This window comes from Streptomyces sp. SolWspMP-5a-2, assembly GCF_900091845.1.
GTDB classification, from domain to species: domain Bacteria; phylum Actinomycetota; class Actinomycetes; order Streptomycetales; family Streptomycetaceae; genus Streptomyces; species Streptomyces doudnae.
In genome coordinates this window covers 1-20,082 of record NZ_FMCI01000128.1, presented here as the reverse complement: position 1 = coordinate 20,082, position 20,082 = coordinate 1, and the positions used below count along the sequence as shown (strand labels likewise).

The 20,082-nt window shown below is 74.6% G+C and carries 19 protein-coding genes and 2 riboswitches; of the genes, 7 read left to right on the top strand and 12 right to left on the bottom strand.

All coding sequences use genetic code 11. From position 1 onward, the window contains the following. Positions 1-172: 172 nt before the first annotated feature. The 6 genes from GA0115242_RS12540 to GA0115242_RS12515 form a co-directional block, all read right to left on the bottom strand. Positions 173-970, bottom strand: coding sequence for an ABC transporter ATP-binding protein (locus GA0115242_RS12540; protein WP_093827669.1), 798 nt, complete (start codon positions 968-970; stop codon positions 173-175). Next, a complete protein-coding gene (locus GA0115242_RS12535; RefSeq protein WP_093827667.1) occupies positions 967-1,980 on the bottom strand; it encodes a FecCD family ABC transporter permease in 1,014 nt (337 codons plus the stop codon). Before GA0115242_RS12535 ends, GA0115242_RS12540 begins: the two co-directional genes overlap by 4 nt. Beyond that, positions 1,977-3,023, bottom strand: a complete 1,047-nt coding sequence (locus GA0115242_RS12530; protein WP_176729803.1) for an ABC transporter substrate-binding protein — start codon at positions 3,021-3,023, stop codon at positions 1,977-1,979. Before GA0115242_RS12530 ends, GA0115242_RS12535 begins: the two co-directional genes overlap by 4 nt. A gap of 50 nt (positions 3,024-3,073) precedes the next feature. Next, positions 3,074-3,252: riboswitch (cobalamin riboswitch) on the bottom strand. A 273-nt stretch (positions 3,253-3,525) separates the two neighbouring features. Continuing rightward, positions 3,526-4,281 carry a CbtA family protein gene (locus GA0115242_RS12525; RefSeq protein WP_093827665.1) on the bottom strand — a complete coding sequence of 252 codons (756 nt, stop codon included), beginning with the start codon at positions 4,279-4,281 and terminating at the stop codon, positions 3,526-3,528. Between the two features lie 21 nt (positions 4,282-4,302). Next, positions 4,303-4,512: a CbtB domain-containing protein gene (locus tag GA0115242_RS12520; RefSeq protein ID WP_093827663.1), complete on the bottom strand. Its 210-nt coding sequence runs from the start codon at positions 4,510-4,512 to the stop codon at positions 4,303-4,305. A gap of 61 nt (positions 4,513-4,573) precedes the next feature. Then, positions 4,574-4,648, bottom strand: a riboswitch (cobalamin riboswitch). Between the two features lie 84 nt (positions 4,649-4,732). Next, positions 4,733-8,107, bottom strand: coding sequence for a pyruvate carboxylase (locus GA0115242_RS12515; RefSeq protein WP_202555230.1), 3,375 nt, complete (start codon positions 8,105-8,107; stop codon positions 4,733-4,735). 141 nt (positions 8,108-8,248) lie between these two features. Here GA0115242_RS12515 and GA0115242_RS12510 point away from each other — a divergent pair, with 141 nt between their 5' ends. Together GA0115242_RS12510 and GA0115242_RS12505 are read left to right on the top strand one after the other, a co-directional pair. Beyond that, positions 8,249-8,608, top strand: coding sequence for a DUF779 domain-containing protein (locus GA0115242_RS12510; RefSeq protein WP_093827661.1), 360 nt, complete (start codon positions 8,249-8,251; stop codon positions 8,606-8,608). Positions 8,609-8,684: 76 nt separating this feature from the next. Then, positions 8,685-9,908 carry a phosphodiester glycosidase family protein gene (locus GA0115242_RS12505; protein ID WP_093827659.1) on the top strand — a complete coding sequence of 408 codons (1,224 nt, stop codon included), beginning with the start codon at positions 8,685-8,687 and terminating at the stop codon, positions 9,906-9,908. 21 nt (positions 9,909-9,929) lie between these two features. Here the strand turns inward: GA0115242_RS12505 and GA0115242_RS12500 are convergent, their stop codons facing one another. From GA0115242_RS12500 to GA0115242_RS12475, 6 genes are all read right to left on the bottom strand, one after another. Beyond that, the gene (locus GA0115242_RS12500) at positions 9,930-10,121 is read right to left on the bottom strand and encodes a hypothetical protein (protein WP_093827657.1); all 192 of its coding nucleotides are present in this window, start codon (positions 10,119-10,121) and stop codon (positions 9,930-9,932) included. A 106-nt stretch (positions 10,122-10,227) separates the two neighbouring features. Continuing rightward, a complete protein-coding gene (locus GA0115242_RS12495) occupies positions 10,228-11,091 on the bottom strand; it encodes a phosphatidylinositol-specific phospholipase C/glycerophosphodiester phosphodiesterase family protein (RefSeq protein ID WP_093827654.1) in 864 nt (287 codons plus the stop codon). A 178-nt stretch (positions 11,092-11,269) separates the two neighbouring features. Further along, on the bottom strand, positions 11,270-12,352 hold the full coding sequence (locus tag GA0115242_RS12490) for an acyl-CoA dehydrogenase family protein (protein ID WP_093827652.1): 1,083 nt from the start codon (positions 12,350-12,352) through the stop codon (positions 11,270-11,272). Beyond that, on the bottom strand, positions 12,349-13,533 hold the full coding sequence (locus GA0115242_RS12485) for an acyl-CoA dehydrogenase family protein (protein ID WP_093827650.1): 1,185 nt from the start codon (positions 13,531-13,533) through the stop codon (positions 12,349-12,351). The genes GA0115242_RS12490 and GA0115242_RS12485 overlap by 4 nt, the downstream gene beginning before the upstream one ends. Next, positions 13,530-14,507, bottom strand: a complete 978-nt coding sequence (locus GA0115242_RS12480; protein WP_093827648.1) for an NADPH:quinone oxidoreductase family protein — start codon at positions 14,505-14,507, stop codon at positions 13,530-13,532. Before GA0115242_RS12480 ends, GA0115242_RS12485 begins: the two co-directional genes overlap by 4 nt. A gap of 119 nt (positions 14,508-14,626) precedes the next feature. Further along, positions 14,627-15,217: a helix-turn-helix domain-containing protein gene (locus GA0115242_RS12475; protein ID WP_093827646.1), complete on the bottom strand. Its 591-nt coding sequence runs from the start codon at positions 15,215-15,217 to the stop codon at positions 14,627-14,629. A 78-nt stretch (positions 15,218-15,295) separates the two neighbouring features. On the opposite strand from GA0115242_RS12475, the gene GA0115242_RS12470 reads away from it, so the two are divergent. The 5 genes from GA0115242_RS12470 (at position 15,296) to GA0115242_RS12450 (ending at position 19,984) form a co-directional block, all read left to right on the top strand. Then, the gene (locus GA0115242_RS12470; RefSeq protein ID WP_093827644.1) at positions 15,296-16,228 is read left to right on the top strand and encodes an NAD(P)/FAD-dependent oxidoreductase; all 933 of its coding nucleotides are present in this window, start codon (positions 15,296-15,298) and stop codon (positions 16,226-16,228) included. Positions 16,229-16,257: 29 nt separating this feature from the next. Then, positions 16,258-17,796, top strand: a complete 1,539-nt coding sequence (locus tag GA0115242_RS12465) for an ATP-dependent DNA ligase (RefSeq protein ID WP_093827642.1) — start codon at positions 16,258-16,260, stop codon at positions 17,794-17,796. Further along, entirely contained in the window at positions 17,793-18,260 is a 468-nt protein-coding gene (locus tag GA0115242_RS12460; RefSeq protein WP_093827640.1) for an NUDIX domain-containing protein, read from the top strand. The genes GA0115242_RS12465 and GA0115242_RS12460 overlap by 4 nt, the downstream gene beginning before the upstream one ends. A gap of 76 nt (positions 18,261-18,336) precedes the next feature. Next, positions 18,337-19,722, top strand: a complete 1,386-nt coding sequence (locus GA0115242_RS12455) for an NADP-dependent succinic semialdehyde dehydrogenase (protein WP_093827638.1) — start codon at positions 18,337-18,339, stop codon at positions 19,720-19,722. 25 nt (positions 19,723-19,747) lie between these two features. Beyond that, positions 19,748-19,984, top strand: coding sequence for a DUF6213 family protein (locus GA0115242_RS12450; RefSeq protein ID WP_093827636.1), 237 nt, complete (start codon positions 19,748-19,750; stop codon positions 19,982-19,984). The last annotated feature ends 98 nt before the right edge of the window (positions 19,985-20,082 follow it).

Genomic DNA, 20,082 nt, shown 5'->3' with positions numbered 1-20,082 from the left:
TCCCGGGCCCGCACGGCACCGCCCGCACCACGACCCGTGCGAGCACCCGGCCTCCGCCCGACACCCGCACCCCCGCCGATGTCCGAATCGCCGCACCCCGATACCCGTGGGCCGAGAGCGCCCCGAGAAACGGGAGGGACAGACCGCACGGAAGGGACGAGGGAGTCACTCCTCACCCCACCCGGTTCACCACCCCCGCGTCCTTCCCCGCCCCCCGCACGAACCGGATCACCGGATACCCCGGGCCGTGCGTCACCTCCGCCCGTACCCCGTACACGTCCGCGATCAGGGCCGGGGTCAGGACGTCCCCGGGGGTGCCCTCCGCCGTCACGCGGCCGGCGCGCAGGATCAGCAGGCGGTCGCAGTACATCGCGGCGAGGTTGAGGTCGTGCAGGGCGACGATCGTGGTCACCGGGAGGCCCGCGACCAGGTCGAGGAGGTCGAGCTGGTGCTGGATGTCGAGGTGGTTCGTCGGCTCGTCGAGGAGGAGTTCGCGGGGTTCCTGGGCCAGCGCGCGGGCGATCTGGGCACGTTGGCGCTCGCCGCCGGAGAGGGTGTGCCAGGACCTGTCGGCCAGGCCGGTCAGCCCGGTCCGGTCGAGCGCGCCGTCGACCGCGCGCAGGTCCGCCTCCGACGCGGGCGTCCAGGCGCGCCGGTGCGGGATGCGGCCGAGGGCGACGACGTCACGGACGGTCAGCTCCGTCAGCGTGTGGGCGTGCTGCTCGACCGAGGCGACCCGGCGTGCGGTGGCCCGGCGGCCGACCTCGGGCAGCGGGCGCCCGTCCAGGGTGACGACCCCGGCGCTGGGCGCGAGGACCCCGGAGAGCATGCGCAGCAGCGTGGACTTCCCCGAGCCGTTGGGTCCGAGCAGCCCGAGGGTCTCGCCCGGGTCGACGCCGAGCGTGACCCCGTCGACGATGAGCCGTCCGTCGACGCGCCGGACGACGCGGTCCGCGCCGAGGCCGGTCACGCCTTGCTCCGGCCGCGGTAGAGCACGGCGACGAACGCGGGCACGCCGATGAGGGACGTCACCACGCCCACCGGGACCTCCTGGGGGTCGAGGACGGTGCGGGCGGCGGTGTCCACCCACACCAGGAAGACGGCGCCGGTCAGCGCGGTGACCGGCAGCAGCCGCGCGTGGCCGGGACCGGCCAGGGCGCGGGTGGCGTGCGGCAGGACCAGGCCGACGAAGCCGATCGCGCCGGCGCAGCTCACCAGCACCGCGGTCAGCAGCGCCGTCACGGAGAGCAGGATCAGCCGGGTCCGTGCGACGTGGACGCCGAGTCCTGCGGCGGCCTCGGCGCCGAACGCGAAGGCGTCGAGGGTGCGGGCGTGGCCGAGGCAGACCGCGAGGACGACGGCGAGGACGGCGGCGCAGAGCGCGACCTGTCCCCAGTCGGCGCCGGTGAGCGAGCCGAGGAGCCAGAACAGCACGCCCCGGGTGGTCTCGGCGTCGGCGGAGGTGAGGACGACGAACGAGGTGAGCGCGGAGAAGAGTTGCATCGCGGCGACCCCGGAGAGCACCACCCGGTCGGTGGAGCCGCCGAGGACGTGGCTGAGCAGCAGGACCAGGCCGAAGGAGAGGAGCGCGCCGAGGAAGGCGCCGGAGGAGAGCGACACGGCTCCCCCGCCCACGCCGAGCACGACGACGGCGACGGCGCCGGTGGAGGCGCCGGAGGAGACGCCGAGGACGAAGGGGTCGGCGAGCGGGTTGCGGAGCAGGGACTGCATGACGGCGCCGCAGACGGCGAGCCCGGCGCCGCAGACGGCGGCGAGCAGGGTGCGGGGCATCCGCAGGTCCCAGACGATGCCGTCGCGCAGGGGCGGCAGGCCGCTGTCGCCGAGGCCGAGGTGGGCGGCGACGGAGGTCCACACGTCGGCGGTGGAGATGTCGGCGGGTCCGATGGTGACGGCGACGGCGATCGAGGCGAGCAGGGCGGCCAGTCCGCCGAGCGACAGCAGGGCGATGCGGGGACTCACGGGGTGAGCCCGAACTCCCGCAGGGCCGCGGCGACCTGCTCGATCCCGTCGACGGTGCGGATGGACGGGTTCATGGCCTGGCCGCTCAGACTGACGAATCGCTTCTTCTTGACGGCCGTGAGGTTGCGGGTGGCCGGGTTGGTCTCCAGGAAGCGGATCTTGGCGGCGGCGGTCTCGGCGGTCTCCTGCTTGCGGGTCAGGTCGCCGATGACGATGACGTCGGGGTCGCGGTCGGCGACGGTCTCCCAGTTGATCTGGGGCCATTCGTCGTGGGTGTCGGAGAAGGCGTTCTTCGCGCCGATCGCGCGGGTGATGGCGCCGGGGGCGCCGCAGCATCCGGCGAGGTAGGGCGACTGGGAGTTGGCGAACCAGTACATGAGGGTGACGTCGGAGGCGTCCAGGCCCTTCGTGGCGGCGGTGACCCGCCCCTCGAGCCGGGTCACCAGGTCCTCGCCGCGCCGCTCGACCCCGAAGACGCGGGCGAGGTCGCGTATCTCGCCGTAGACGGCGTCGAGGGTGAGGGGCTTGCTGCGGGAGCCGTCGCCGCCGGTGTCGTTGTCCTTGCCCTCGGAGCAGTCGGAGGGCGAGACGTAGGTGGGGACGCCGAGCTTCTCGAACTGGGCGCGGGAGGCGACACCGCCCTTGCCGAGGGTGGAGACGAAGGAGGCGGTGACGAAGTCGGGTCCGGCGTCCAGGACCTTCTCGAAGGAGGGGTTGTTCTCGGCCAGTCGCGGGACGCCCGCGTTGGCCTTCTCAAGGTTCTTGAGGACCGGGTCGGTCCAGGTGGCGGTTCCGGCCATCCGGTCGGCGAGGCCGAGGGAGAGCAGGATCTCGGTGGTCCCCTGGTTGAGGGAGACGGCGTGCTCGGGGGCCGCGTCGACGGTCACCTCGTGTCCGCAGTTGCCGAGGGTGACCGGGTATCCGGCGGCGGTCGCCCGCGCCGCCTTCCCGGTGCCGTCCCCCGAGCCGCCGCACGCGGTGAGCAGGAGGGCGGGGGTGAGCAGGAGCGCCGCGGAACGGCGGGCGGAACGGAGCACGGGCATGCCTCGGTGGTCGGGGCTCTGTACGCGGAGCCTTGCCTACGGGGTCCCCCGCGGGGCGCGGAGGTGCCAGCAGGTCTTCGGACTCGGGTTCGTCCGGACGGGGCGCCTTCCCGGTCTCCCAGTGGCGTGTCGTGCCCCGCCCGTCCCCCTCACCGCTGCGCGTCAGTTCCGGATTCGCACCGGATTCCCTGGCCTCGGATGTGGCTCGACTGGCGCCCCGAGGCTATCAAGATCCCGGTACCGGCCGGTGTGTCGGGTGCGTCACCCCGTGCGGGCCGCAGACCGCAGGACCCGGGACGGTCGCCGTCCCCGGACGGCCGCCACCCCCGGGGTGGCACGCCGGAGGGCCCCCGGACGTTCGGTCCGGGGGCCCTCCCGAGGCGGTCGCCCGCAGTCGGTTCCTGGTCGGTCACGACCGCTCGCGACCGCCCGGTCGTCCCCGGCGCGATGGCCGGTTCTCGCGGACTGTCGGCGGGCGGGCGGTCGGTCGGTCGGTCGGCGGTCAGTGCGCGGCGGGGGCCGCCGTCCTGGCCGCGCCGGCGGGCCTCGGGGCGAGCACCCGCTCGGCGAGTTCGCCGAAGATCAGGCCGAAGCCGGTCCACAGGGTGAGCTGGATGGTGAGCGCGGCGAGCCGGAAGCGCCACAGGACGGTCGCCGGGAAGTCGGCGGGCACCTCGTTGATGACCGGCAGGAAGGCGAAGGCGAGGCCGGTCACGACGGCGAACGCGGCCACCGCGGCGACCGTGGCCCACCAGGTGCCGAGCGCCGGGGCGAGCCGCCTGCCGAGCAGGGTCGCGGCGACGGCGAGGAGGACGCTGAGCACCATCATCAGGAAGTACAGGGTGGTCCGCTCGCCGATGGTGTCGGAGTTGCCGACGGCGGGCGGGTTGGCCGGGTACTTCAGGAACGGCACGACGTAGACCGCGAGCAGGGCGCAGCCGGAGAGCAGCAGCGCGGTGGCGCGGGGCGAGAAGCGGCCGATCCGGCCGAGGGCGAAGCAGTAGGCGAGCGCGGCGATGCCGCCGAAGGCGACCCCGTAGACGAGGACGCCGGTGGCGAGCCCGGCGGTGGACTGGAGGGAGCGGGAGACCAGTTCGACCTCGTGCTCGTGGCCGTGGGCGTGGGACTCCTCGAAGCCGATGGCCTTGTCGACGTAGGGCTCGCCGAGGAGGTAGGCGACGACCAGGGCGAGCAGCCCGGCGCCGAGCCCGGCCAGCATGCCGCGGACGAGCAGGTTTCTTACCGTTGCGGAGTTCATGGCTGTGCGGCGTCCCTCGGGTCAGTGGCAGGGGAAGCCGAGCAGATGGCGGGCGTCGTGGACCCACTCGTGGACGTCCTCGCCCGAGACGACGGCGGTGGCGCCCTGTTCGGCGCCGACGAAGTACAGCAGGACCAGCATGAGGATGCCGAAGAAGACGGCCCAGGGCGCTATCGCCTTGAGCGGCAGCGGGGCGGGTGTGGCGGTCGGCTGAGCGACGGTCTGCGCCATGGCAGGACCTCCTCTGGGAGTTCGCGTCCCAACTCGGTGGTGCGGTGGACGACGGCTACGGGTCTGACTCACGCCCCGCCCGGGGCGGGCGGAGCGTTCACAGTGGCGCGACCGTGCCGGTTTTGCACCGGCTTCCGTTCTGCCGTCGTCGATTTCGGTGTGACGGTACCTTGTGACGGGTGCATGGCCAAGACCACGCCCGTGCCCGGGTGGGCGGGGGTCAGTCCAGTTGGATCAGCAGGTCGCCGCCCTCGACCTGCTGGATGCGGTTGATGGCGAGGCGGGCGACCCGCCCGGCCCGGGGCGCGGTGATCGACGCCTCCATCTTCATGGCCTCGATGGTGGCGACGGTGGCACCGGCCGCCACCTCGTCGCCGTCGGCCACCGCGAGGGTGACCACCCCGGCGAACGGCGCCGCCACCTGGCGGTCGTCGCCGCGGTCGGCCTTCTCGGTGGCGGGCACGTCGGAGGCGACGGCGCGGTCGCGGACCTGGATCGGGCGGAGCTGTCCGTTGAGCGCGGACATCACCGTGCGCATCCCGCGCTCGTCGGCCTCGCCGACCGCCTCCAGCTCGATCAGCAGCCGTACGCCGGGCTCCAGGTCGACGGCGTACTCCTGGCCCGGACGCAGCCCGTAGAAGAAGTCCTTGCTGGCCAGGACGCTGGTGTCGCCGTAGCTCTGGCGGTGGGTGTCGAAGTCGCGGGTGGGGCCGGGGAACAGCAGCCGGTTGAGGGTGGCGCGGGGGGTCTTCTCCAGGCCCTCACGGTCCTCGGCGGTCAGTTCGCGGACCGGCTTGGCGGCGGCGCGGCCCTCCAGCGCGCGGCTGCGGAACGGTTCGGGCCAGCCGCCGGGCGGGGTGCCGAGTTCGCCGCGCAGGAAGCCGATGACGGAGTCGGGGATGTCGTAGCGGCCGGGCGTGGCCTCGAAGTCGGCGGGGGCGACCCCGGCGCCGACCAGGTGCAGGGCGAGGTCGCCGACGACCTTGGAGGACGGGGTGACCTTGACGAGCCTGCCCAGCATCCGGTCGGCGGCCTCGTACATGGCCTCGATGTCCTCGAAGCGGTCGCCGAGGCCGAGCGCGACGGCCTGGGTGCGCAGGTTGGAGAGCTGGCCGCCGGGGATCTCGTGGTGGTAGACGCGACCGGTCGGGGAGGCGAGGCCCGCCTCGAAGGGGGCGTAGATGCGGCGCACGCTCTCCCAGTACGGTTCCAGGTCGCCGACGGCCTGGAGGTCGAGCCCGGTGGGCCGCTCCGAGTGGTCGGTGGCGGCGACGATCGCCGAGAGGGACGGCTGCGAGGTGGTGCCCGCCATGGAGGCGACGGCTCCGTCGACGGCGTCGGCGCCCGCCTGGACGGCGGCCAGGTAGGTGGCGAGCTGGCCGCCCGCGGTGTCGTGGGTGTGCAGGTGGACGGGGAGGTCGAACTCGCGGCGCAGCGCGGAGACGAGGGTGGCGGCGGCCGGGGCGCGCAGCACTCCGGCCATGTCCTTGACGGCCAGGACGTGCGCGCCCGCCTCGACGATCTGCTCGGCGAGACGCAGGTAGTAGTCGAGGGTGTAGAGGCGTTCGGCCGGGTCGGAGAGGTCGGCGGTGTAGCAGAGGGCGACCTCGGCGACGCCGGTGCCGGTGGCGCGGACGGCGTCGATGGCGGGGCGCATCTGGCCGACGTCGTTGAGGGCGTCGAAGATGCGGAAGATGTCGATGCCGGTGGCGGCGGCCTCGTGCACGAAGGCGTCGGTGACCTCGGTCGGGTACGGGGTGTAGCCGACGGTGTTGCGGCCGCGCAGCAGCATCTGGAGGCAGATGTTGGGCACCGCCTCGCGCAGCGCGGCCAGCCGCTCCCAGGGGTCCTCGGCGAGGAAGCGCAGCGCGACGTCGTAGGTGGCGCCGCCCCAGCACTCCAGGGAGAGCAGTCCGGGCAGGGTGCGGGCGACGACGGGGGCGACGGCGAGGAGGTCCTTGGTGCGCACCCGGGTGGCGAGCAGCGACTGGTGGGCGTCGCGGAAGGTGGTGTCGGTGACGCCGATGGTGGGGGCGGCGCGCAGGGCGCGGGCGAAGCCCTCGGGGCCGAGTTCGACGAGCCGCTGCCGGGAGCCGGGGGCGGGGTCGCCCGGGGGTGTCGCGGGCAGTTTGACGGCGGGGTCGACGAGCTGGGGGCGTTCGCCGTGCGGCTTGTTGACGGTGACGTCGGCGAGGTAGGTGAGCAGCTTGGTGCCGCGGTCGGCGGAGGTGCGGGCGGTGAGGAGGTGGGGGCGGCGCTCGATGAACGAGGTGGTGACCCGTCCGGCCTGGAAGTCGGGGTCGTCGAGGACGGCCTGGAGGAACGGGATGTTGGTGGCGACGCCGCGGATGCGGAACTCGGCGACGGCGCGGCGGGCGCGGCCGATCGCGGTGGGGAAGTCGCGGCCCCGGCAGGTGAGCTTGACGAGCATCGAGTCGAAGTGGGCGCTGATCTCGGTGCCCGCGTGGGTGGTGCCGCCGTCGAGGCGGATGCCGGAGCCGCCCGGGGAGCGGTAGGCGCTGATGCGTCCGGTGTCGGGGCGGAAGCCGTTGGCGGGGTCCTCGGTGGTGATCCGGCACTGGAGGGCGGCGCCGTGCAGGGTGACGGTGTCCTGGGAGAGCCCGAGGTCGGCGAGGGACTGCCCGGCGGCGATGCGGAGCTGGGCCTGGACCAGGTCGACGTCGGTGACCTCCTCGGTGACCGTGTGCTCGACCTGGATGCGGGGGTTCATCTCGATGAAGACGTGGTTGCCGTCGCGGTCGAGGAGGAACTCGACGGTGCCCGCGTTGCGGTAGCCGATGCGGCGGGCGAACCGGACGGCGTCGGCACAGATGCGGTCGCGCAGCGCGGGGTCGAGGCCGGGCGCGGGCGCCATCTCGACGACCTTCTGGTGGCGCCGCTGGAGGGAGCAGTCCCGCTCGTAGAGGTGGATGACGTCGCCCTGGCCGTCGGCGAGGATCTGCACCTCGATGTGGCGGGGTTCGACGACGGCCTTCTCCAGGAAGACGGTGGGGTCGCCGAAGGCGGAGGCGGCCTCGCGGGCCGCGGCCTCGATGGACTCGCGCAGCGCGGCCGGTTCCTCGACGCGCCGCATGCCGCGCCCGCCGCCGCCCGCGACGGCCTTCACGAAGACCGGGAAGCCGATGTCGTCGGCGGCGCGGACCAGTTCGTCGACGTCGGTGGAGGGGGCGCAGGAGCCGAGGACGGGGACGCCCGCCTCGCGGGCGGCGGCGACCGCGCGGGCCTTGTTGCCGGTCAGTTCCAGGGTCTGGGCGCTGGGTCCGACGAAGGTGATGCCCGCCTCCTCGCAGGCGCGGGCGAGTTCGGGGTTCTCGGAGAGGAAGCCGTAGCCGGGGTAGACGGCGTCGGCGCCGGCCGCGCGGGCGGCGCGGACGATCTCCTCGACGGAGAGGTAGGCGCGCACCGGGTGTCCTGGGCTGCCGATCTCGTAGGCCTCGTCGGCCTTGAGCCGGTGCAGCGAGTTGCGGTCCTCGTGCGGGAAGACGGCGACCGTCCTGGCGCCCAGTTCGTACCCCGCGCGGAACGCCCGGATCGCGATCTCACCACGGTTGGCGACCAGTACCTTGCGGAACATCGCCGCTCCCTTCAGCCTGCCGGTGACGTGCACCATGGTGTCGGTGACCCGGCGGGGACGCCATGTGAGCCAGGCCACTCCACTCTCCCGTGCGACGCGGGTGCAACCCTCTCGCAACGTTCCGTGTGGTGCGGTGGGGGGATGGACGACGAGACTCCCCGCGTCGAGCTGACCCCCGCCGCCGCCGACCTCCTGCGGCGGCTGCGGGCCGAGCACGGCCCGCTGATGTTCCACCAGTCGGGCGGCTGCTGCGACGGCAGCGCGCCCATGTGCTTCCCCGAGGGCGAGTTCCGCACCGGGGCCTCGGACGTGCTGCTCGCCGAGCTGAGCGTGGAGGGGGTGGAGGAGCCGGTGACGTTCTGGATGTCGCGCAGTCAGTACGACGTGTGGAGCCACACCCGGCTGATCGTGGACGTCGTACCGGGTCGCGGCAGCGGTTTCTCGCTGGAGGCGCCCGAGGGGGTGCGCTTCCTCACCCGTTCTCGTGTAGTCGGCGCATAGGAGGCCCGCGCGCCGCCGCCGTCTGCTGCACTTCCCCTGATGGACCCGGCAAGTTGACGAGGCTTCAGGGGGCTTCATGACACACCGTCGGAGACGGTCGGCGCTCGTTCTGCTCACGTCGCTCGGCGTGCTCGCGGGTGGCGCCCTGGCGGGCGCGGCACCGGTCGGCGCGGCCCAGCGCGGCGCGGTGCTCGCCCGGGGGGTGACGTACCGGGAGTACGACGTCCGGGGGGTGAAGGGGATCGCCCGGGTGCATCTGCTGAGCGTGGATCTGGGGGCGCCCTCGGTGCGGACGGATCTGCTGTACCCGGGCGCGGTCGCCGCGCGGGCCACGGTCTCCCGGATGGCCGACGCGCGGGGCGCGGTGGGGGGCGTCAACGGGGACTTCTTCGACATCAGCGAGGCGCAGCACCCGGGGGTCGAGGCCACCGGCGCGTCGGTGGGTCCCGCGGTCGCGGGCGGGCGGGTCCTGAAGTCGGCGGTGCCCGACGGGCAGCGGTTCGGTCCGGCGCTGCCGCCCGGGACGGGGACGGTGGACGTGTTCGGGGTGGGCGTGGACCGGCGGGCGCGGCTGGACCGGCTGCGGCTGGACGGCGCGGTGCGGACCCCGGGCGGGCGGCTGCCGCTGGGCGGTCTCAACCAGTACGCGCTGCCGGTGGGTTCGGTGGGCGCGTTCACCGCGGAGTGGGGCGCCGCGTCCCGGGTGCGGGCGACCTGCGGCACGGACACCGACCGGGCCGCCGGGTGCAGCGCGGAGACGTACGAGGTGACGGTGCGGCGGGGGCGGGTGGTGGCGCGGTCGGCCCGGCCGGGCGGCGGGGCGATCGCGGCGGGGACGACGGTGCTGGTGGGGCGGGAGGAGGGCGCGCGGCGGCTGCGCGCGCTGGCCGAGGGCGCGCGGGTGAGTGTGACGCACCGGCTGGTGGCGGCCCGTTCGGCGGTGCCCTACCGGTTCGTCGTCGGCGGGTATCCGGTGCTGCGCGGCGGGCGGCCGCAGGCCGGGCTCGACGACCGGACGGCCGCCGTGCGCACGGCGGTGGGCAGCGCGGACGGCGGACGGCGGTTGCTGCTGCTGGCGCTGGACGGCTCCCCGGCGTACCGGGCGGGGCTGACCATCGCGGAGGTGGCGGCGGCGTTGCGGGCGGCGGGCGCGGTGGACGGGTTCAGCCTGGACGGCGGCGGCTCGTCGACGCTGGTGGCGCGGGCGCCGGGGGCGGCGTCGGTGACGGTGCGCAACCATCCGACGGACGCCCCGGAGCGGGCCGTGGCGAACGGTGTCGGGGTGTTCGCCGGGCGCTGACCCGCGGGAGGGTGCGCGGCCTCACGGGTGCAGGCTGCCGACGATGTCGGCGGTGGCCGTGAGGCCGTTGTGCAGGGTCGGGCCGAGGCTGGTGCCGGCCAGGAAGAACCCGAACAGCGCGCAGACCACGGCGTGGGACATCTTGAGCCCGTTCTTCAGGAAGATCACCGCCAGGATCAGCAGGAACAGCACCGCAGAGATGGAAATCGCCATCGTCAGCCTCCTCCGCCACGCCGCCCGGTTCGCGGCGTTTCGGCGGCAAGTGTGGCGTAGCGGAGGGTCCGACCGGGCGACCGACCTGTCCCCCGAACGTGTGGTTCTACCGGGGGCGGCGGGCGTCCAGGAAGGCTTCGAGGCCCGCGAGGTCGTCGGTGTTGAGGAGGTCGACCCCGGCGTCGAGGAGTGCGCCCCAGAGGGCGTCCCGGGCGGGGCCCGCGGTGTCGGGGGTGGCCCAGAAGCGGACCCGCTGGCCGCGGGCGTGCGCGGTGCGGGTGAGGGTCCGCAGTCTCTCCCGTTCGGCGCCGGGGAAGGGGCCGTCGCCCTGCCAGGTGAAGTTGAGGGTCCAGTTGTCGCTGATCAGCGGGACGAAGGAGGCGGGGGCCGCGGTGCCGAGGTCGGTGAGGCGGCCGTCGTAGAAGGCCCGGCGGACGCTCTGCGCCTCCATCGGGGCGCGGGCGGCCCGGTCGCCGGAGACGACGGCGGTGACGGCGCCGGGGTGGACGCGGCCGTGCGCGTAGCCGGTGAACAGGTGCGGGTAGCGCCGCAGATGGCGGTCGAGTTCGAGGTAGGTGGCCGCGCCCTCGGTCTTGATGTCGATGAGGAGCTGCACGGGCCTGCGGTGACCCCGGTACACGGAGCCGTGGTTGGCCTTCACCAGGGCGGCGAGCGGGTCGAGGTAGAGGGCTTCGAGGGTGCGGGCGGGGTCGAGGTCGACGGGGTCGTGGGCGACGAGGAGTTGGTCGCCGACGAGGTAGATGTCGGCCTCGACGCTGCCGAAGCGGTGGTCGAGCGCGTCGCGGAGGGGCCGCGGGTGGTCGTAGTCGTTGTGGGCGTGGGCGTTCCACAACGGGGCCGTGCGGTGCGGCCGTTGGTCGGCGAAGGCGCTGCTCGCGGGCGGGGCGAACACGGCCGCGGCGGTGGCGCCGAGGAGGGTGAGGGCGCTGCGGCGGGTGACGTGGGGCATCGTTCGGCCTCCCTGTGGGGCGGGGACGGGACGGAACCACAGGGAGTATGGGGGCAGCGCGGGGGCCGGTGGAGGGGTGCGCGGGAGGAGTTGGCCGGAGTGCCGCCGCCCGTTCACCCGGGTGGCGCGGCGGCGTACGGGAGCCCGCCCCGGTCGGGGCGGGCTCCGGTGGCGCGGCTCAGGGGGCCGGCAGGTCGACCAGGTCGGCCAGTTCGGCTCGGTGGGCGCCGGCGGTGCCGTAGGCGATCGAGTCGGCCTTGGCCCGCTTCAGACGGAGGTGGACGGGGTGTTCCCAGGTCATGCCGATCCCGGCGTGGAGCTGGAGTGCCTCCTCGGCGGCGCGGACGGCGGCGGGCGCCGCGTAGGCCTGGGCGACGGCGACCGCGACGGCGGTGTCGTCGCCGCTCGCCAGCGCGGCGGCGGCGTTGCGGGCGGCGGCGCGGAGGTTGACGGTCTCCAGCCACAGCTGGGCGAGCCGGTGCTTGAGCGCCTGGAAGCCGCCGACCGGCCGGTTGAACTGCTTGCGTTCCTTGAGGTAGCGCACGGTCTCGGTCAACGACCATTCGGCGACGCCGAGTTGTTCGGAGGCGAGGAGTCCGGCACCGGCCCGCAGGGCGCGCGGGACGGCGGCTGCGGCGTCGCCCACCCGGCGTCCGGGCGCCCGGTCGAGGGTGACCGTGGCGAGCGGGCGGGTGAGGTCGAGGGAGACCTGCCCGGTGACGGTGGCGTCGGCGGCCTCGACCGCGTACAGGCCGCCGTCGTCGCCGGGGACGAGCAGCACGTCGGCGCAGGCGGCGTCGGCGATGCCGGTCAACTCGCCGTGCAGCAGGCCGTCTTCGACGCGGACGGTGCGGAAGGCGGCGCCGGGCGCGAGGTGCAGGGCGACGGCGAGGGCGCCGACGGCGCGTCCGGTGGCCAGGCGGCCGAGCAGTTCCCGGTCGCCGCACTCCAGCAGTGCCTCGGTGGCCACGACGGCGCTGGTGAGGTACGGCACCGGCGCCACGGACCGGCCCAGCTCCTCCAGGACGACGGCGGCCTCGCGGTGGGTGGCGCCCTGGCCGCCGTCGGCCTCGGGGACCAGCAGTCCGGCCAGGCCCATGCCGTCGGCGAGCGCCTTCCAGACGCCGAGGTCGTGCGGGGCGTCGGACTCGGTGCGCGCGATGACGCCGGCCGGGTCGCAGCGGTCGGTGAGGAGGTCGCGGACGGCGGCGCGCAGCGCCTCTTCCTCCTCGGAGTAGAGGAGATCGGGCTGTGCGCTCATCGGGCCAGGTCCTTCCAGGCGACGTCCTTGTCGGTGCGCGGCTCGGCGGGCAGGCCCAGGACGCGTTCGGCGACGATGTTCAGCAGGATCTCGCTGGTGCCGCCCTCGATGCTGTTGCCCTTGGCGCGCAGGTAGCGGTATCCGGCGTCCCGGCCGGTGAAGTCGACCAGGTCGGGGCGGCGCATGGTCCAGTCGTCGTACAGCAGGCCCTCCTCGCCGCGGAGTTCGACCTCCAGGCCGCTGATCTCCTGGTTGAGGCGGGCGAAGCCGAGCTTCATCCCGGCGCCCTCGGGTCCCGGCTGGCCCATCGCGAGTTGCTGGCGCAGGCGTTCGCCGGTGAGGCGGGCGACCTCGGCGTCCACCCAGAGCTTCAGGAGCCGCTGGTGCAGGTCGTGGGTGCGCAGGCCGGGCCGCTCGCGCCAGGCGGTGGCGGCCGGGCCGATCATGCCGCCCTCGCGGGGCAGCCGCATGCCGCCGATGGCGACGCGTTCGTTGTTCAGGGTGGTCTGGGCGACCCGCCAGCCGTCGCCGACGGCGCCCAGACGGCGGGAGTCGGGGATGCGGACGTCGGTCAGGAAGACCTCGTTGAACTCGGCCTCGCCGGTGATCTGGCGCAGCGGCCGCACCTCGACCCCGGGGTCGGTCATGTCGCAGACGAAGTAGGTGATGCCCGCGTGCTTGGGCACGTCCGGGTCGGTGCGGGCGATGAGGATCGCCCAGCGGGCCACGTGGGCGCTGGAGGTCCACACCTTCTGCCCGTTGACGACCCAGTCGTCGCCGTCGCGGACCGCGCGGGTGCCGAGGGCGGCGAGGTCGGAGCCCGCGCCGGGCTCGCTGAACAGCTGGCACCACACCTCGGCGCCGACCCACAGGGGTTCGAGCCAGCGCCGCTTCTGCTCCTCGGTGCCGTAGGCGAGGAGGGTGGGCGCGGCCATGCCGAGGCCGATGCCGATCCGGCGGGGGTCGTTGTCGGGGGCGCCCGCCGCCGCCAACTCGGCGTCCACCACGGCCTGGAGGGCGCGCGGGGCGTCGAGTCCGCCGAGGCCCACCGGGTAGTGCACCCAGGCGAGTCCGGCGGCGAAGCGGGCCGCGAGGAAGTCGGCGGCGGGGGTGTCGGCGGGCGGGTGTGCGGCGAGCAACTCGGCGGTGCGGCGCCTCAGTTCGGCGGCGTCGGCGCTCATGCGGCGGTTCCTTCCGCGAGGTCGGGCAGCACGGCGATCCGGCCGGTGGTGAGGCCGTCGCCGACCCGCTGCACGGCGTCGGCGGCGGCGCCGAGCGGGACGCGTTCGCTGACGAGGGGCTTGACGGCGCCCTTCGCGGCGAGTTCGGTGAGGCGCTCGTGGCAGTGCCGGACCAGCTCGGGGTTCTTGGTGTTGTACAGGCCCCAGTGCAGGCCGAGGATGGAGTAGTTCTTCACCAGGGCGTGGTTGAGGGCGGGGGCGGGGACGGTGCCGCTCGCGAAGCCGACGACCACGATCCGGCCCTCGAAGGAGACGACCTTGGTGGACTGGGTGAAGGCGTCGCCGCCGACGGGGTCGTAGATCACGTCGGCGCCCCGGCCGCCGGTGGCCTCCTTGACGGTGGCGATGACGTCCTGGGAGCGCCGGTCGACGACCACGTCGCAGCCGAGCCGCCGGGCGATGTCGGCCTTGGCGGCGCCGCCGACGACTCCGATGACCGTGGCACCGGCCGCCTTGCCGAGCTGTACGGCGGCGCTGCCGACGCCGCCCGCGGCGGCGTGCACGAGGAGCGTCTCGCCCGCTGCGAGTCCGGCCCTGCGGTGCAGGCCGAACCAGCCGGTCTGGTAGCCGATGTGCAGCGCGGCGGCCTCGGCGTCGTCCAGGGCGTCGGGCGCGGGCAGCAGGGCGGCCTCGTCCGCGACGGCGTACTCGGCGAGGCCGCCGTGCGGCAGGGCGGGGTTGGCGATCACCCGGCGGCCGTCCTCGGTCTCGCCGCAGATCTCCAGGCCCGGGGTGAAGGGCAGCGGCGGGCGCACCTGGTATTGGCCCCGGCACATCAGCACGTCCGGGAAGTTGATGTTGGCGGCACGCACCCTGAGCAGCACCTGGCCGTCGCCGGGCGTGGGCCGCGGGACGTCCTCGTACCGCATCACCTCGCTCGGCTCACCGATCTCGTGCACTTGCCATGCCTGCATGCGGTGCCTCCACGGGACTGCGTCGTCTGACCGGGGTCCCTCGCATACTAAGCGGTCGCTTGCCGCTCGGGGAACCGCCCCGTGCCGCGGGTCCGGGCCCGCCGCACCGCCCCCGCCGGTCAGGCGCGCTTGGGTCTGGCCCGGACGTGCATCCGCTCGCCCTGCGGTCCGAAGAGGCTCAGGAACTCCGCCGGGCCGTCCCCCGTGGACCCGAACCAGTGCGGCACCCGGGTGTCGAACTCGGCGGCCTCGCCGGGGCCGAGGACCACGTCGTGCTCGCCCAGCACCAGGCGCAGCCGCCCGGCGAGCACGTACAGCCACTCGTAGCCCTCGTGGGTGCGCGGGTCGGGCTCCTCGCGGCCCTGCGGCTGGAGGACCTTGTACGCCTGGAGGCCGCCCGGCTGGCGGGTCAGCGGCCAGTAGGTGCGCCCGCCCATCACCAGCGGCTTGGCCCGCACCCGGGGGTCGCCGACCGGCGGGGCGCCGACCAGTTCGTCCAGCGGCACCTGGTGGGCCCGCGCGATCGGCAGCAGCAGTTCGAGGCTCGGGCGGCGCAGCCCGGACTCCAGCCGGGAGAGGGTGCTGACCGAGATGCCGGTCGCCTCCGAGAGACCGGCCAGGGTCGCCCCGCGCTCCTTGCGGATGCGCCGCAGCCGCGGTCCGACCTCGGCGAGGACGCCGTCGGTGCCGTCAGATGTGTCGTCGCTCATCACTCCATTGCAGTTTCGGCAAACCGGTTTGTCAATCGTGGGGTGGTCGGGCGACGGTCTGCGTGGAGGTGGTCATCCATGACCGAGCAGTACGAAGTGATCGTCGTCGGCGGCGGCGCGGCCGGGCTCTCGGCCGGGCTCGTCCTCGGGCGGGCCCGGCGCAGGACCCTGGTCGTCGACGCGGGCGAGCCGCGCAACGCGCCCGCGGCGCACCTGCAGGGCTATCTGACCCGGGACGGCATGGCACCGGCCGAGTTCCTGGCGGCCGGGCGCGAGGAGATCGCCCGGTACGGCGTCGAACTGGTCGCCGACCGCGCGGTGGACGCGGCGCGGGACGGGCGGGACTTCACGGTGACCCTCGCGGGCGGCCGGACCGTGCGCGGGCGCGCGCTGGTGGTCGCGACCGGCCTGCGGGACGAGCTGCCGGAGGTCCCCGGGCTCGCCGAGCGGTTCGGCCGGGACGTGCTGCACTGCCCGTACTGCCACGGCTGGGAGGTGCGCGACCGGCCGTTCGGGGTGCTCGCCACCGATCCGCTCGGGGTGCACCAGGCGCTGATGGTGTCGCAGTGGTCGAAGGACGTGCTGTTCTTCCTCCACCGGGTCGCCGAGGCCGACCTCACCGACCTGGACCTGCGCAGGCTCGCCGCCGCCGGGGTCGGCGTGGTGCCCGGCGAGGTCGCCGCCCTGGAGGTGGCCGACGACCGGCTGACCGGCGTCCGGCTCGCCGACGGCACCGTCCACCCGCGGTCGGTGCTGTTCACCGCGCCCCGCCCGGTCCCCCGCGACGACCTGCTGGTCGCCCTGGGGGCGCAGATGCGCGAGACGCCGTTCGGCGCCTACCCGGTGATCGACGAGCGGGGTCTGACGAGCGTGCCGGGGCTCTGGGCGGCGGGCAACGCGAGCGGCTTCGCCGAGCAGGTGGTCAACGCGGCGAGCCGCGGCTACCGGGCGGGCGCCGCGATCAACGGCGACCTCCTCTTCGCCGACCTCGACGCCGCCGTCGGGGTGTAGACCCGGCGCCTTCGTTGCACCATGGCTCCATGCTGCTCTCCCGGCTGGCCCAGGTGTCACAGGAGGTCGCCGCCACGTCGGCGCGGTCCCGGAAGACCGAACTGCTCGCCGAGCTGTTCCGGGACGCCGAGGCGGACGACGTGCCCGTCGTCATCCCGTACCTCGCGGGGAGGCTGCCCCAGGGCCGTCTCGGGATCGGCTGGAAGGTGCTCGGCACGCCCGTCCCGGCCGCCGCCACGGCCACCCTCACGGTGCGCGGCACCGACGCCAGGCTGACCGCGCTCGGGCAGGTCTCGGGCGCCGGTTCGCAGGCCGAACGGGCCCGTCTGGTCGCGTCGTTGATGGGCGCGGCGACAGCGGACGAACAGCGCTTCCTGCGCGGCCTGCTCACCGGCGAGGTGCGCCAGGGCGCGCTGGACGCGCTCGCCGTCGAGGGCCTGGCGCGGGCCACCGGGGCGGACCCGGGGGACGTGCGGCGGGCGGTGATGCTGGCGGGCTCGCTCCAGACGGTGGCGCGGGCGCTGCTCGCCGACGGGCCGCCCGCCCTGGAGGGGTTCCGGCTCACCGTCGGCCGCCCGGTGCAGCCGATGCTCGCGCACAGCGCGTCCTCGGTCGCCGAGGCCGTCGGGAAGCTCGGGGGGTGCGCGGTGGAGGAGAAGCTCGACGGCATCCGGGTCCAGGTGCACCGGGACGGCGACACCGTCCGCGTCTTCACCCGCACCCTCGACGAGATCACCGACCGACTCCCCGAAGTGACGTCAGCCGCACGGGAGTTGCCGGTCGAACGGTTCGTGCTCGACGGGGAGGTCCTGTCGTTCGACGCGGCCGGGCGGCCCCGCTCCTTCCAGGAGACCGCGGGCCGGGTCGGCTCCCGTGTCGACGTCGCCGCCGCGGCCGGCGCGGTCCCCGTCCGGCCCGTCTTCTTCGACGTCCTGTCGGTCGACGGACGCGACCTGCTGGACCTCCCGTTCGCCGAGCGGCACGCGGAGCTGGCCCGGCTGGTGCCGGAGCCGATGCGGGTGCGGCGGCTGCCGGCCGCCGGGCCGCAGGACGTGCCGGACGCCGAGCGCTTCCTCGCCGAGAGCCTGGACCGCGGCCACGAGGGCGTCGTCGTCAAGGGCCTCGACGCGCCCTACAGCGCGGGCCGCAGGGGCGCCTCCTGGCTGAAGGTGAAGCCGGTGCACACCCTCGACCTGGTGGTGCTGGCCGCCGAGTGGGGCCACGGCCGCCGTACCGGCCGCCTCTCCAACCTGCACCTGGGCGCCCGCGCGGACGACGGCTCGTTCGTGATGCTCGGCAAGACCTTCAAGGGCATGACCGACGCGACGCTCGCCTGGCAGACCGAGCGCCTGCGGGAACTGGCCGTGCGCGACGACGGGCACGTGGTGGACGTCCGCCCCGAACTCGTCGTCGAGATCGCCTACGACGGCCTCCAGCGCTCCACCCGCTACCCGGCGGGCGTGACCCTGCGCTTCGCGCGCCTGGTCCGCTACCGCGAGGACAAGCCGCCCGGGGAGGCCGACACGGTGGCCGCGCTGCTCGCCGCGCACCCCGGGGTGCTGCCGTGAGCGCCCGGCACAGCGCGGGACTGCTGCTGTTCAGGACCGGCGCCGACGGCCTCGAAGTGCTGCTCGGACACATGGGCGGCCCGTTCTTCGCCCGGCGGGACGCGGGCGCCTGGAGCGTGCCCAAGGGCGAGTACGACCCGGCCCGGGAGTCCGCCTGGGACGCGGCCCGCCGGGAGTTCCGGGAGGAGCTGGGCCTCGCGCCGCCGGACGGCACGCCGCTGCCGCTCGGCGACGTCGTCCAGCGCGGCGGCAAGACCGTCACGGCCTGGGCGGTGCGGGCCGACCTCGACCCGGCCGCGGTCGTGCCCGGCACCTTCCGGATGGAGTGGCCGCCGCGCTCCGGGCGGATCCAGGAGTTCCCCGAGCTGGACCGGGTGGCCTGGTTCACGCCCGAGCGGGCCCGCGCGGTGATCGTCTCCGCGCAGGCGACGTTTCTGGACCGGCTGACCGAGCACCCGGCCTGAGCGGACCCTCACGCGTTGCGGCCCCCGGTGGCGCGCGGGAGGGTCGAGAGAACAGCCACGCTCCAGGAGGACGGCCATGGCCATCGCGACGGTGAACCCGGCGACCGGCGAGACGCTCACCACGTTCGCGCCCCTCGACGACGAGGAGCTGGAACGCCGGCTCCAGCTCGCCGAGGCCACCTTCCGCACCTACCGCACCACGTCGTTCGCCGAACGCGCCCGGCTCCTGAACCGGGCCGCCGACCTCCTCGACGAGGACCGGGACGGCATCGGGCGCACCATGACGACCGAGATGGGCAAGCCCGTGCGGCAGGCCCGCGCGGAGGCCGCCAAGTGCGCCAAGGCGATGCGCTGGTACGCCGAACACGCCGCGTCGCTGCTTGCCGACGAGGTGCCCGACCCCCGGGACGTGGCGGACTCGGGCGGCAGCCGGGCGCTGGTCCGCCACCGTCCGCTCGGCCCGGTCCTCGCGGTGATGCCGTGGAACTTCCCGCTCTGGCAGGTGGTCAGGTTCGCCGCGCCCGCGCTGATGGCCGGGAACGTGTGCCTGCTCAAGCACGCCTCGAACGTGCCGCGGACCGCGCTCTACCTGGAGGACCTGCTGCGCCGCGCGGGCTTCTCCGAGGGCTGCTTCCAGACCCTGCTCGTCGGCTCCGGCGCGATCGACGCGGTCCTGCGCGACGACCGGGTCAAGGCGGCCACCCTGACCGGCTCCGAGCCCGCCGGACGCGCGGTCGCCGCCACCGCCGGAGAAATGATCAAGAAGACGGTGCTGGAGCTGGGCGGCAGCGACCCGTTCGTCGTGATGCCCTCCGCCGACCTCGACCGGGCCGCCGAGACGGCCGTCACCGCGCGGGTGCAGAACAACGGGCAGTCGTGCATCGCGGCCAAGCGGTTCATCGTCCACACCGACGTGTACGACGCGTTCGTCGAGCGGTTCGTCGCCGGGATGGCCGCGCTCACCGTCGGCGACCCGATGGACGAGGCCACCGACGTGGGGCCGCTCGCCAGCGAGCAGGGCCGGGCCGACCTGGAGGAACTGGTCGACGACGCCCGGCGGTCCGGCGCCGACGTGCTGTGCGGCGGCGAACGCCCGGACCGGCCCGGCTGGTGGTACCCGCCGACCGTGCTGGCCGGCGTCACCCGCGAGATGCGCATCCACCGCGAGGAGGCGTTCGGGCCCGTCGCCACCCTGTACCGGGCCGGTGACCTGGACGAGGCCGTGCTGATCGCCAACGACTCGCCGTTCGGCCTGAGTTCGAACGTCTGGACGCGGGACGAGGCCGAGGTGGAGCGGTTCGTGCGGGACCTGGAGGCGGGCGGGGTCTTCGTCAACGGGATGACCGCCTCCCACCCCGCGTTCCCGTTCGGCGGGATCAAGCGGTCCGGGTACGGACGCGAACTGTCGGGGCAGGGAATCCGCGAGTTCTGCAACATCACCACCGTTTGGCACGGTGCGTGAGCGCGGCGCGGATACCATCCCGTCTGTGAACCGCGAAGTGACTCTCCCCCTGATCGTCGACGACCGCGGGACCTTGCAGGTGACCGCCGCCGACGTGAGCAAGCTGCTGCGCACGGTCGGTGCCCGGTGGCTGCATCTGGTGGAGGCCGGGGACGACGGGCTCGACGAGGACACGGTGGCCGCGCTGACCATCGAACTCGCCAAGCTCGCCGACCGCATCGACGTGGCGTGCATCGCCCACAGCAGCGGCGGCACGCCCTGACGGCCGCCGCCCGCACCGCGCCGTCCTGACCGGTCCTCCCGGGCGCCCGTGCCGCGCCCGGCCCGCACCACCGCCGTGACACCCGCGCCGCCGGGCCC